This is a genomic window from Cupriavidus sp. HE11, from assembly GCF_056097175.1.
In genome coordinates, this window is the sequence record NZ_CP184464.1 from 948685 (window position 1) to 962144 (window position 13460).

The 13460-nt window shown below is 65.7% G+C and carries 11 protein-coding genes; 4 read left to right on the forward strand and 7 right to left on the reverse strand.

Annotation, left to right across the window (positions count from 1 at the left end; all coding sequences use genetic code 11):
- Window positions 1–32: 32 nt before the first annotated feature.
- The gene (locus ACOABP_RS04435) at window positions 33–2387 is read right to left on the reverse strand and encodes a UvrD-helicase domain-containing protein (protein ID WP_474227772.1); all 2355 of its coding nucleotides are present in this window, start codon (window positions 2385–2387) and stop codon (window positions 33–35) included.
- 230 nt (window positions 2388–2617) lie between these two features.
- Between ACOABP_RS04435 and ACOABP_RS04440 the strand changes: the two genes are divergently transcribed.
- Together ACOABP_RS04440 and galU are read left to right on the forward strand one after the other, a co-directional pair.
- A complete protein-coding gene (locus ACOABP_RS04440; protein ID WP_474227130.1) occupies window positions 2618–5485 on the forward strand; it encodes a valine--tRNA ligase in 2868 nt (955 codons plus the stop codon).
- A 103-nt stretch (window positions 5486–5588) separates the two neighbouring features.
- Complete coding sequence (gene galU / locus ACOABP_RS04445) at window positions 5589–6464, forward strand: UTP--glucose-1-phosphate uridylyltransferase GalU (protein WP_474227131.1); 876 nt, start codon at window positions 5589–5591, stop codon at window positions 6462–6464.
- Between the two features lie 99 nt (window positions 6465–6563).
- On the opposite strand, the gene ACOABP_RS04450 is transcribed toward galU, so the two are convergent.
- The 6 genes from ACOABP_RS04450 to ACOABP_RS04475 form a co-directional block, all read right to left on the reverse strand.
- Window positions 6564–6791, reverse strand: a complete 228-nt coding sequence (locus tag ACOABP_RS04450) for a sulfurtransferase TusA family protein (RefSeq protein ID WP_008645216.1) — start codon at window positions 6789–6791, stop codon at window positions 6564–6566.
- Window positions 6792–6803: 12 nt separating this feature from the next.
- Window positions 6804–7400, reverse strand: a complete 597-nt coding sequence (locus ACOABP_RS04455) for an NUDIX domain-containing protein (protein WP_474227132.1) — start codon at window positions 7398–7400, stop codon at window positions 6804–6806.
- A gap of 56 nt (window positions 7401–7456) precedes the next feature.
- A complete protein-coding gene (locus ACOABP_RS04460; protein WP_066731594.1) occupies window positions 7457–8485 on the reverse strand; it encodes a threonine aldolase family protein in 1029 nt (342 codons plus the stop codon).
- Between the two features lie 42 nt (window positions 8486–8527).
- Entirely contained in the window at window positions 8528–8716 is a 189-nt protein-coding gene (locus tag ACOABP_RS04465; protein WP_066731596.1) for a 4-oxalocrotonate tautomerase, read from the reverse strand.
- A gap of 22 nt (window positions 8717–8738) precedes the next feature.
- Window positions 8739–9512, reverse strand: a complete 774-nt coding sequence (locus ACOABP_RS04470; RefSeq protein ID WP_474227133.1) for a class II aldolase/adducin family protein — start codon at window positions 9510–9512, stop codon at window positions 8739–8741.
- An 87-nt stretch (window positions 9513–9599) separates the two neighbouring features.
- Window positions 9600–10844, reverse strand: coding sequence for a YbfB/YjiJ family MFS transporter (locus tag ACOABP_RS04475; RefSeq protein WP_474227134.1), 1245 nt, complete (start codon window positions 10842–10844; stop codon window positions 9600–9602).
- A gap of 124 nt (window positions 10845–10968) precedes the next feature.
- Between ACOABP_RS04475 and ACOABP_RS04480 the strand changes: the two genes are divergently transcribed.
- Window positions 10969–11856 carry a LysR family transcriptional regulator gene (locus tag ACOABP_RS04480; RefSeq protein ID WP_474227135.1) on the forward strand — a complete coding sequence of 296 codons (888 nt, stop codon included), beginning with the start codon at window positions 10969–10971 and terminating at the stop codon, window positions 11854–11856.
- A gap of 95 nt (window positions 11857–11951) precedes the next feature.
- Entirely contained in the window at window positions 11952–13442 is a 1491-nt protein-coding gene (locus tag ACOABP_RS04485; RefSeq protein WP_474227136.1) for an NfeD family protein, read from the forward strand.
- Window positions 13443–13460: the final 18 nt, after the last annotated feature.

Genomic DNA, 13460 nt, shown 5'->3' on the forward strand with positions numbered 1-13460 from the left:
TGCCGACAAGGCACCGGGGTGCATGCCGATCCTCAGTCGATCGGATCCAGCTTTGCCACCGCCAGCGCCAGCCACTTGGCGCCGTGCCGCTTGAAGTCGATATTGGCGCGCGCATCGGCACCCTCCCCCTCCAGCGCCTTGATCTTTCCCTCGCCGAACTTCGTGTGGAACACGTTCTGTCCCACGCGGAAACCGGTGGCCGCGGCGCGTTTTTCCTCTGCGTAGTTCTTGCCCGTATCCATGCCGCCGGTGGCCTTGCTGCCCGTGTACGGCACGTCTTCGGCTCGCTTGAACCAGTCGCGGCCCCAGGCGCTGTCGCGCTCCTGCCGGCCGACGCCATGGTTGCCGTATGACGCCTGGCCCTGGGGCGTGATCCACTTCAGCGCGGGTTCCGGCAGTTCCTCGAAAAAGCGCGAGCGCACGTGGTAGCGCATCTGGCCATGCAGGACCCGGCTCTGGGCAAACGACAGGTACAGCCGCTGGCGCGCCCGGGTGATCGCCACATACATCAGGCGGCGCTCCTCCTCCAGCCCATCGGCTTCCATGGCGCTGTTCTCGTGCGGGAACAACCCTTCTTCCAGGCCGGTGATGAACACGGCGTTGAATTCAAGGCCCTTGGCCGCGTGGACGGTCATCATCTGCACCGCATCCTGGCCGGCCTGCGCCTGGTTGTCGCCCGCTTCCAGCGACGCGTGCGTCAGGAAGGCGACCAGCGGGGTCATCACCACCGGCAGTTGTTCGGGGTCCAGCACCTGCAGTTCCTGGTCGCCCTGCGCCAGCGCCGGCGCGGCGTCACGGCTGGCGGGCAGCATGCGGGCCAGCGCGTCGAGCCCGTATCCATCTTCCACTACGAAGGCCTGGGCAGCCGTCACCAGTTCCTGCAAGTTCTCGATGCGATCCTGGCCTTCCTTTTCGGCCTGGTAATGCGTGATCAGCCCACTCGTATTGGTCACGTACTCCACGGTCTGCGCCAGCGTCATACGGCTGGTCTCGGCGCGCATCTGCTCGATCAGACGCAGAAAGGCCGCCAGCGACGTGCCGCCCTTGCCGGGCACGTAGGCCACCGCCTCGGCCAGCGAGCAGTTGTACTGGCGCGCGGCGTCCTGCAGGTTTTCCAGCGTCTTGGCGCCAATGCCACGCGTCGGGAAGTTGACCACCCGGCCGAATGCCGCATCGTTGCGCGGATTTTCGATCAGTTGCAGGTACGCCAGCGCATGCTTGACTTCGGCACGCTCGAAGAAGCGCAGGCCGCCGTACACGCGGTACGGAATGCCCGACGAAAAAAGTGAATGTTCAATCACACGAGACTGCGCGTTGCTGCGGTACAGGATGGCGATTTCAGACCGCGTCATGCCCTGGGCGATCTGGTCGCGGATTTCCTCAACGATCCACGATGCCTCCTGGCCGTCCGACCCGGCCTGGAACACGCGCACCGGCTCGCCATGCCCCGCATCGGTGCGCAGGTTCTTGCCAAGCCGGCGCGCGTTGTGCGAGATCAGGTGGTTGGCGCTATCGAGGATATGCCCGTGCGACCGGTAGTTCTGTTCCAGCTTGATCATGTGCCGCACGCGGAATTCCTGCTCGAAATCGCGCATGTTGCCGACGTTGGCGCCCCGGAACGCGTAGATGCTCTGGTCGTCGTCGCCCACCGCGAACACCGCCGCGGCGCTGCCCGTGCCGTATCCGGCCAGCAGCTTCAGCCAGCGGTACTGCAGCACGTTCGTATCCTGGAACTCGTCCACCAGCACATGGCGGAAGCGGTGCTGGTAGTGCTGGCGGATGGCGTCGTTGTAGCGCAGCAGTTCATAGCAGCGCAGCAGCAGTTCGGCGAAATCCACCACGCCCTCGCGCTGGCACTGCTCGTCGTACGCGGCGTACAGGTCGACAAACCGGCGGTTGAAGTCGTCATTGGCTTCGACGTCGGCCGGCCGCAGGCCCTGCTCCTTGGCGTTGTTGATGAAGTACTGGAGGTTCTTGGCCGGGTACTTCTCGTCGTCGACATTGAGCTGCTTGAGCAGCCGCTTGAGCGCCGAAAGCTGGTCCTGGGTATCCAGGATCGCAAACGTCTGGGGCAGCCCGGCGTCGCGGAAGTGCGCGCGGAGCATGCGATTGCACAGGCCGTGGAACGTCCCGATCCACATACCGCGCGTGTTGATCGGCAGCATCGACGACAGCCGCGTCTGCATTTCCTTGGCGGCCTTGTTCGTGAACGTCACGGCCAGGATGCCGGCCGGGGAAACCCGCCCGTTCTGGATCAGCCAGGCGATGCGCGTGGTCAGCACGCGGGTCTTGCCGCTGCCAGCGCCGGCCAGGATCAGGGCCGGTTCGTCCGGCAAAGTGACGGCGGCGTGTTGTTCGGCGTTGAGATTGGCAAGCAGGCTGGACATCGGATCGGGGCCGGTAAAGTAGGCGGCAATTATACCGGCGGCCATCGTCCGTACCTGTCGGCATCCGCCACGCGGCAGCGCCCGAGTGCCCGCTCCACGCCCGGAAATGCGCAACGGTACGCCGGCTCCCCTATAATTTGACGTTTTCCCCGGCCGAATGCCGCCGCCCGCCCCGCCGCGAGCCGGTCCGAGCCCCGATCCGCATTCCAAGCATCCCAAGACATCCGAGCATGACCGCAGAAGACCAGTCCCTCGCCAAGAGCTTCGAACCCGCCGCCATCGAGGCCAAATGGGGCCCCGAATGGGAGCGCCGCGGCATCGCCCAGCCCACTTTCGATGCGAACCGCCCCGATTTCGCCATCCAGCTGCCGCCGCCGAATGTGACCGGCACGCTGCACATGGGCCACGCGTTCAACCAGACGATCATGGACGGCCTGGCCCGCCACGCACGCATGCGCGGCGCCAACACGCTGTGGGTTCCGGGCACCGACCACGCCGGCATCGCCACGCAGATCGTGGTGGAGCGCCAACTGGAAGCGCAAGGCGTGTCGCGCCATGACCTGGGCCGCGAGAGGTTCACCGAGAAGGTCTGGGCCTGGAAGGAAGAATCGGGCTCCACCATCACGCGCCAGGTGCGCCGCATGGGCGCATCGATCGACTGGACGCGCGAATACTTCACGATGTCGCCCGAGATGTCGCAGGCCGTGACCGAGGTCTTCGTGCGCCTGTACGAACAGGGCCTGATCTATCGCGGCAAGCGCCTGGTCAACTGGGACCCGGTCCTGGGCACCGCCGTGTCCGATCTGGAAGTGGACAGCGTCGAGGAAGAAGGCTCGCTCTGGCATATCCATTACCCGCTGGCCGAGCCGGACGCCGTGCGCGGCCTGACCCACCTGACCGTGGCCACCACGCGTCCCGAGACGATGCTGGGCGACACGGCCGTGATGGTGCACCCCGAGGACGAGCGCTACGCGCACCTGATCGGCAAGTTCGTGCACCTGCCGCTGACCGACCGCAAGATCCCGGTGATTGCCGACGAGTACGTCGACCGTGAATTCGGTACCGGCGTGGTCAAGGTGACCCCGGGGCACGACTTCAACGACTATGCCGTGGGCCAGCGCCACAACCTGCCGCAGATGTCGATCCTGACGCTGGACGCCAAGGTGGTGGCCGATGCGCCGGCCGCCTACGCCGGCATGGACCGTTTCGACGCCCGCAAGCAGATGGTGGCCGACCTGGAGGCCCAGGGCCTGCTGGGCGAGGTCAAGAAGCACAAGCTGATGGTGCCGCGCAGCGAGCGCACCGGCAGCGTGATCGAGCCGATGCTGACCGACCAGTGGTTCGTCGCGATGAGCAAGCCGGCGCCGGAAGGCACGTTCAACCCGGGCCGCTCGATCGCCGAAGTGGCGCTGGACGCCGTGCAGAGCGGCGAGATCAAGCTCGTGCCCGAAAACTGGATCAACACGTACAACCAGTGGCTGGCGAATATCCAGGACTGGTGTATCAGCCGCCAGCTCTGGTGGGGCCATCAGATTCCGGCGTGGTACGACGATGCCGGCAACTGCTTCGTCGCCCGCACCGAGGAAGACGCCTTGGCCAAGGCCCAGGCCGCTGGCAGCACCGGCCCGCTGCGCCGCGAGGAAGACGTGCTCGACACGTGGTTCTCGTCCGCGCTGGTGCCGTTCTCGTCGCTGGGCTGGCCCGCCGAGACGCCTGAACTGAAGCACTTCCTGCCGTCGTCGGTGCTGGTCACCGGTTACGACATCATCTTCTTCTGGGTGGCGCGCATGGTCATGATGACCAAGCACTTCACCGGCAAGGTGCCGTTCCACACCGTGTACGTCCACGGCCTGGTGCGCGACTCCGAAGGCAAGAAGATGAGCAAGTCCGAGGGCAACACGCTGGACCCGGTGGACCTGATCGACGGTATCGAACTCGATCCGCTGCTCAAGAAGCGCACCACGGGGCTGCGCCGTCCGAAGGACGCCCCCAAGATCGAGTCCAAGACGAAGAAGGAATTCCCGAACGGCATTCCCGCCTTCGGCGCCGACGCGCTGCGCTTCACGTTCGCGTCGCTGGCAACGCTGGGCCGGAACATCAATTTCGATACCGGGCGCTGCGAGGGTTATCGCAACTTCTGCAACAAGCTCTGGAACGCCACGCGCTTCGTGCTGATGAACACCGAGGGCCATGACTGCGGCATGGGCCCGTGCAGCAACGACTGCGGCCCGGACGGCTACCTGCACTTCTCGCAGGCCGATCGCTGGATCGTGTCGCTGCTGCAACGCGTGGAGGCCGACGTCGAGAAGGGCTTCAACGAGTACCGCTTCGACAATATCGCCAGCGCGATCTACAAGTTTGTCTGGGACGAGTACTGCGACTGGTACCTGGAACTGGCAAAGGTGCAGATCCAGACCGGCACCGAGGCGCAACAGCGCGCCACGCGCCGCACCCTGCTGCGCGTGCTGGAAACGGTGCTGCGCCTGGCCCATCCGGTGATTCCGTTCATCACCGAGGAACTGTGGCAGAAGGTAGCCCCGCTGGCCGGCCGCGCCAAGGGCGACGGCAGCGAGACCATCGCCACGCAGGCCTACCCGCTGCCAGCAGCGGCCAAGATCGACGAGGCCGCCGAAGCCTGGGTGGCCCAGCTCAAGGCCGTGGTGGACGCCTGCCGCAACCTGCGTGGCGAGATGAACATCTCGCCGGCCCAGCGTATCCCGCTGTATGCGCATGGCGACAGCGCATTCCTGAAGGAAGCCGCTGCCCAGGTGCAGGCACTGGCGAAACTTTCCGAAGTGAAGGTGTTCGAAGACGAGTCCGAGCTGCAGCGCGAAGGTGCCGGTGCCCCGGTGGCCATCGTCGGCGGCAACCACCTGCTGCTGAAGATCGAGATCGACGTCGTGGCCGAGCGTGCGCGCCTGTCGAAGGAGATTGAGCGGATCGCGGGCGAGATCGGAAAGTGCCGTGGCAAACTCTCCAACGAGAGCTTTGTCGCCAAGGCTCCTCCGGCCGTCGTGGCACAGGAGACACAACGTTTGTCGGATTTCGAACAGACGCTGGCGAAGCTGCAGGATCAACTACAGCGTCTGCCGTCCTGAATGTGATGGTCAGGTCCGTCCGGACTGTAAGTCGGACGAAACCTGACAGACGGCTCCTCCCACGTACGGCACGGTATGACACCGGATTAAAAAGGAAGCTGAAATGGAAAACCGCGTCACCAAAGCAGTCTTTCCCGTTGCGGGGCTAGGCACCCGATTCCTGCCCGCCACCAAGGCGAGTCCCAAGGAAATGCTGCCGGTGGTGGACAAGCCGCTGATCCAGTACGCCGTAGAAGAGGCCATGGCCGCAGGCATCAACGAGATGATCTTCGTCACGGGCCGCTCCAAGCGGGCCATCGAAGACCATTTCGACAAGGCCTACGAACTGGAAATGGAGCTTGAAGCCAAGAACAAGCAGGCGCTGCTTGACGTCGTGCGCTCCATCAAGCCCAAGAACGTGGAGTGCTTCTACGTGCGCCAGCCCGAGGCACTGGGCCTGGGCCACGCGGTGCTGTGCGCGGCCCGCCTGGTGGGCGATGCGCCGTTTGCCGTCATGCTGGCCGATGACCTGCTGGATGGCGAGGACAACGAGCCGGTGATGAAGCAGATGGTGGACATCTACAACCACTACAACTGCTCGGTGCTTGGCGTGGAGGAAATCTCGCCGGAACAGAGCCGTTCGTACGGCGTGGTCGATGGCCGCGAGTGGGATGATCGCGTGATCAAGATGTCCGGCATCATCGAGAAGCCGGCCCCGGAAAACGCACCGTCGAACCTGGGCGTGGTAGGCCGCTACATCCTGACCCCGCGCATTTTCGAACACATCCGCAATCTCAAGCCCGGTGCTGGCGGCGAGTTCCAGCTTACGGACGCCATCCAGGCGATGCTGGACCAGGAGCAGGTGCTGGCGTATCGCTACAAGGGCGTGCGCTACGACTGCGGCAGCAAGCTCGGCTACCTGAAGGCCACCGTGGAATTCGCGCTCAAGCACCCTGAAGTGCGCGAGGAATTCAGCGCCTACCTGGCGCAGCGCGGCTGACCGGGCATACCGGCCACGGCGCCAGCCCAAACAAAAACCGCCTCTCCTGAGGCGGTTTTTTTTGTCCATGCCCGTCGCATGGGCGCGGACGGCCGGGGTTCAGCGGCGCTTCATGTAGAACACGAACACCTTGTCCACTTCGGCATGCGACAACAGTTCGTTGCCGGTCTGCTTGGCGAATGCCTGGAAGTCGCGCGTGGCGCCGGGATCGGTGGCCAGCACCTTGAGCACTTCGCCGCTGGCCATGTCGGCCAGCGCCTTCTTGGTCCGCAGGATCGGCAGCGGGCAGTTCAGGCCGCGCGCGTCCACTTCTTTCTGGAAGTCCATTCCTCTCACCTTCTAATTCTGGTTGATGCCGTATTGTAGCGAAGCGCCGAGGAGGCTGAAGTCGGGCGGCCGGCGCGGGTCGGCAATGACCTCGCCAGTGGCGCGGTCGAAGAAACGCACCGGCAGGCCGCGCCGCTCCAGGAAATCCGCCACGGCAAAGCCGGTACCGGCGTTCCAGATCCGCATCTTGTCCGGCGCCACCAGCTTGTATTCGACCAACTCTTCCGACAGTCGGATATCGCCCTCCGCCCGGACGTGGTAGGCAATGATCAGCTCGTTCTTGCGCATGAATTCGTAGACGCCAATCAGCGACGCTGACACGGCATCGAGGTTGGTCTCTTCCTTGAGTTCACGCGCCACGCCCAGTTCAGGCGTCTCGTCCCGCTCCATGAAGCCGGTGACCAGCGCGAACATCTTCTCCGGCCAGGCCGCATTGCGTGCCAGCAGCAGCTTGCCCTCGTACTCGACCACCGCAGCCAGCACCGGCAGCGGGTTGTCCCAGTGCACAAAGCCGCAGCCGTCCTGCACGCAGGCATGGCGGAACCGCCCGGACATCGGCAGGTGTTCCAGTTCCGCGCCGCAGCGCGGGCAGAATCGATAGTGTTGCATCGTGGGGCTCCTGGGACTTTCTGGTTATCGTTGTGGGTATCGTTGAATCTTGAGAATCAGACGCACGCGGCGCGGATATCGGCGGCGAACGCCTCCACCGTTTCCGGCTGCAGGTCCCAGGCGCACATCAGCCGGCATCCGCCCGCCCCGATGAACGTATAGAACAGCCAGCCCTTGGCGCGCAGCGCCTCGATCGCAGGCAGCGGCAGTTCGGCGAACACCGCATTGGCCTGGGTCGGGAACATGATGCGGACGCCAGGAATATCGGCGATGCGCTGGGCCAGCAACGTCGCCATGGCGTTGGCATGGCGTCCGTTCTTGAGCCACACGTCGTTTTCGAGCATGCCCAGCCATGGCGCCGAGATAAAGCGCATCTTCGACGCCAGATGACCGGCCTGCTTGACCCGATACGCAAAGTCCTCGGCCAGCCGGCGGTCGAAGAACACCACGGCCTCGCCTACCGGCAGGCCGTTCTTGGTGCCGCCGAAGCACAGCACGTCCACGCCGGCACGCCACGTGATCTCCGACGGATGCACGCCCAGCGACGCCACCGCGTTGGCAAAGCGTGCGCCATCCATATGCACGCGCAACTGCCGCCGCTTGGCGATGGCCGCAATGGCGCGCACCTCGTCAACCGAATAGACCGTGCCCACTTCGGTCGCCTGCGTCAGCGATACGACCCGTGGCTTCGGATAGTGGATATCCGAGCGCCGCGTCACCAGCGCCTCCACGGCATCGGGCGTCAGCTTGCCGTTCTCGCCGGGCGCCGTCAGCAGCTTCGAACCGTTCGAGAAGAATTGCGGCGCGCCGCACTCGTCGGTCTCGATATGGGCCAGCTCGTGGCAGATCACCGAGTGGTACGACTGACACAGCGACGACAGCGCCAGCGAATTGGCGGCGGTGCCATTGAACACGAAAAAGACCTCGCAATCGGTCTGGAACAGATCGCGGATGCGATCGCACACCTTCTGCGTCCAGCTGTCGTCGCCATAGGCCTTTTCATGGCCCGTGGCGTTGGCCTCCAGAAAATACTTCAGCGATTCCGGGCAAAAGCCGGCGTAGTTGTCAGAGGCAAACTGCTGCATGGCGGAAACTGCGGAGGTCATCGGTTCAAACCCTGCCTGAAATCACTTCTTGTCGAGCCAGAGCTCACCGCCAGTGGCCCAGTTCTCGCGCTTGATGTCGGTAATGATGATGTCGACGGCACCGGCCGAGCAGCCCAGCGTGTCGCACGTGACGCGCGTGATTTCCTCAACGAACTTGCGCTTCTGCTCAACGGTACGGCCTTCGAACATCTCTACATGAAACGTGGGCATTGCATGGCTCCTTGATGAATCTTCAGTCTTTATAGGTGGGATCGATTTTATCGAGTCTGCGCAGCAGCGCGGGCCATTCCATCACGCCCTCGACGGCGCCGTTGTCGAACAGCTGCAGCGACGTCTTGTCCGCGATGGCCGGTGGCGGCTGCACCGTGGCGTTACCCAGTTGCGCGCCGAGCTGGATCTCGCACGCCTTGATCAGCGTCGCCATCAGCACATAGGCCTCGGCCACGGTGCGCCCGACGGTCAGCGTGCCGTGGTTGCGCAACAGCATGGCTGGATGGCCGCCCAGCGACGCGGTCAGGCGCGCGCCTTCGGCCGGCGTGAAGGCCAGGCCTTCGTAGTCGTGATAGGCCATGCGGCCGTGAAAGCGCATGGCATGCTGCGATAGCGGCAACAGCCCTTCCGCCTGGGCGGACACGGCGATGCCGGCGGTGTTATGCAGGTGCATCACGCAATGCGCGTCGGCACGTGCCGCATGCACGGCCGCGTGCAGCGCAAAGCCGGTGACGTTCACCGGATGCACGGCTTCACCTACCACCTCGCCCCGGCCATTGATCTTGACCAGGTCCGACGCGCGGATTTCGTCGAAGGCAAAACCGAACGGGTTGATCAGGAAATGATCGGGCTCGCCAGGCACGGTGGCCGAGATATGGGTGTAGATGAGATCGTCCCAGCGTTCCAGCGCGGCCAGCCGGTAGGCGGCGGCCAGGTCCACGCGAACGCGCGCTTCTTCCGGGCTGATGGGCAGGACCGGGCCGGTAGCACGTCCGGGCTGCAAGGCAAAAGACATGGGGCTTGGCTTTCGCGCCGCCCTGCAGCGCCGGCGCGGGGGCGTCCGGGTCGAGTGAGCGGCGAAGCCGATACTGTAGCGCAGTCGCTAGCGTGGCGTGTGTCCGCCCACCGGCATCGTGCGCCACATCCACAGGTAGATCAGCGCGCCGGCCAGCAACGCCAGCGCGGCCACGCCCAGCGAGGCGGCGAATCCGCCCGTGCGCGCCACCAGCGCGGTTGCCAGCGGCGGCCCGGCGATCTGGCCGATGGCATAGGCGGCCGTCATCAGGCCGATCAGCTTTGCGGCCCGGCCGCCCCACAGGCGCCGTGCCTCGCGCATCGCAAACGACACCAGCGCGGTGAACGGCAAGCCCACCAGCAGGCTGCTCAGCGCAAACCCGGCCACGGTGGGCCACACGGCGGCCACGCCCACGCCCGCCGCCTGCAACGTGTACAGCACCATCATCATGCGACGGTTGTCGTGATGCATGCCGACACGGGTTGCCAGCCACGCGCCCACCGCCACGCCGGCGCCAAGGATCGGCCAGAACAGGTCGGCCCAGACGCTGCCGGGCATGGCGTGCCGGGCAATCACGGGCAGGAACGTGGCCGTGATGATGTATCCGAAGCCGGCCAGGCCATAGGCCAGCGTCAGTGCCCAGGTCTCGATATCGAGCCGTGGCGTGGGCGCCGCCGTGGGCACCGCCCCCGCCGTGGCACCGTGCAAGGACGCCGGCGCGGGCGATCCATAGACGCGCCATACCGGCAGCAGCATGACGGCGCCCAGTATCGTGAAGGTGATCCACCCCCAGTTGGCCTGCCACCCCGCGCCGACCATGCCAAAGGCGGAAAGCCCGGTCACCACGATGCCGATGCCAGGCCCGCAGAACATCAGCCCGCCCAGCGTGGGATGACCCAGTTCCGCCAGCCGCTGCATGCACCAGGCAGTGCCGTACACCATCACCAGCGCACTGGCGATGCCGGCCAGCGTACGCCAGGCCAGCCACGCGGGCATGCCCCCGGGCAGTGCCATCGCCAGCGTCAGGACCACGGTCAGCGCCAGCGCCCCGCGCACCATGCGCACCGGATCGGGCCGGATAAACAGGCACAACACCGCGCCCAGCAGGTAGCCGATGTAGTTCAGCGTCGCCAGCGCGCTGCCCTCGGCCAGCGTCACGGTGCCATCGTGCAACATCATCGGCAGCAGCGGCGTGAACGCGAACCGGCCAATACCCATGGCGAGCGCCAGCGACACCAGGCCCGCCAGCGCCACGGCCAGCGGCCCGGCGGTTGACCGGGCTGCTACGTGACTGGCGGAAACTTCAACGTCGGCGAGAGGCAAGCGTGGCATCGAATTGAGGGCACCCAGAAATCTGGAGCATTTGCGTATTGTTGACTATGCTATGCGCGAACGATCCATCACGGAAAATGAATAATTGAGATGCAACCCATCTCAATTTGAATGGGATACGCATATGGACCTGGCCGCACTGGAGATTTTTCGTACGGTAGTGGAAGCCGGCGGCATTACGCGGGCCGCCGAGCGGCTGCACCGGGTGCAGTCGAACGTCACCACGCGCATCCGGCAGCTGGAACAATCGCTGGGGGTGGAACTGTTTGTCCGCGACGGGCGGCGCATGGTGCTCACGCCGGCAGGCCAGACACTGTTCGACTACGCGTGCCGCATCCTGCAGTTGTCCGAGGAAGCCAAGCATGCGGTGCAGCCGGCACATCCGCACGGACGACTGCGCATCGCGTCGATGGAAAGCACGGCGGCCAGCCGCCTGCCCAACATGCTGGCCGCCTATCACCAGCAATGGCCGGACGTGGAACTGGAGCTGGTCACGCTGATCACCAGCAAGGCGCTCGACGCGGTGCGCCGCTTCGAGGTGGATTGCGCCTTCGTGGCCGAGCCGCTGGGCGAACCGGATCTGGTGAGCCTGCCGGCGTTCGACGAAGAACTGGTGATCGTGTCCAGCACCAGCCATCGCCCCATCCAGTCGCCCGAAGATATCGAACGCGCCACGCTGCTGGCATTCGAGACCGGCTGCAACTATCGCACCCGCTTCGAGCAGTGGTTTGGCCAATGCGGCCGGGGCATGAACCGCGTGATCCAGCTTGGCTCGTATCACGCCATCGTGACCTGTGCCGCGGCCGGTATCGGCGTTGGCATCGTGCCGCGATCGGTGCTGGCGCTTTATCGCAACCTGCCGCAGATCGGCATCCATCCGCTGGGCGACACCGGACGCGTGACCACCGTGCTGACATGGCATCCGTCGATGGCTGGCACCGCCTTGATGGCGCTGGCCGACATGCTGCCCGATCAGGCAGGTACGCTCGACGATACCCGGGCAGTGGCCTGACTGGCCTGATCGTTCGCTTCATCCTGCAGGATGTGGCCGGTCGCCTACACTGAAAGTGGCGCGACCACGGCATTCACGGCGGGCCGCGCTCCGCCATGACACATGCATTTGCGCTGCACCGGCCACCGCCGCCTGCCGGCCACTGGCACGGGCTGCATTGGCTCGCGCTGGCCTGTCTGAGCCTGGTCTTGCTGACGGTCTCCGGCGCGCTCGCCCAGACGGTCCAGACCGCCCCGCCCGCGCATCCCGCCCCTTCCGCCCCGCCCGATCCGGCAGGTTCCGTGGCGCCGACTTCGGCGGCGCCGGTTTATGTCGTCCCGGTGCAGGGTGCCATCGGTCCTGCCAGCGCCAGCTTCGCGGTGCGCGCCATCGAACGCGCACGCAAGCAGGGCGCCCAGTTGATCGTGCTGGAAATGGACACGCCCGGCGGCCTCGACAAATCGATGCGAGACATCATCCAGGCCATCCTGGCATCGCCGGTACCCGTGGCGACCTACGTCTATCCCGGCGGCGCACGCGCGGCCAGCGCCGGCACCTACATCCTCTATGCCAGCCACGTGGCCGCCATGGCGCCTGGCACGAATCTGGGCGCGGCCAGCCCGGTAGCCATCGGCATCGGCGGCCCCAGGCCCGAGGCCGCTCCGGCACCGGCATCGTCACCCGCCAGCGCGCCGGCCGGCGAGGACACCATGACCCGCAAGCAGATGCACGATGCATCGGCCTATATCCGCGGGCTGGCGCAACTGCGGCACCGCAACGCCGAATGGGGAGAAAGGGCGGTGCGCGAAGCCGTGAGCCTGTCCGCCGACGAAGCCGTGGCCCAGAAGGTGGCCGATCTCGTGGCACCCGACCTGCCCGCCCTGCTCCGCCAACTGGACGGCCGGAAGATCGAGGCGGCCGGTGCCACGCGCACGCTGCACACGGCCGGCGCGCCCATCGTCACGCTGGAACCCGACTGGCGCAGCCGGCTGCTGGCGGTCATCACCGACCCGAGCGTGGCCCTGATCCTGATGATGATCGGCATCTACGGGCTGATCTTCGAGTTTTCCACGCCGGGCATGGTGGTACCGGGCATCGCCGGTGCGATCTGCCTGCTGCTGGGCCTGTTCGCGCTGCAGATGCTGCCCATCAATTTTGCCGGGCTGGCGCTGATCGCGTTTGGCGTGGGATGCATGGTTGCCGAGGTATTCCTGCCGACGTTCGGCGCCGTGGGCGTGGGCGGCATCATCGCCTTCGCGTTCGGGGCGGTAATGCTGATCGATACCGACGTGCCCGGCTTTGGCGTGCCGCTTTCGCTGATCGCCGCACTGTCCGGCATTTCGGCGGTGTTCCTGTTCGGCATGTCGGCGTTGCTGCTGCGCGCGCGGCGCCGGCCGGTAGTCAGCGGGGCGGACACGCTGGTGGGCAGCGTCGGCGTGGTGGTAGCCGACACGACCGACCCGGCGGCCCCGACTGACGGCTGGGCCATGGTCCGCGGCGAACAATGGCGCATCCACAGCAACCGACCGCTGGCGCGCGGCCAATCCGTGCGCGTGACGGGCCGTCACGGCCTGGTGCTGGATGTCACTTCGATTCACGACGCCTGACCCAACAAGGAGCCCGAC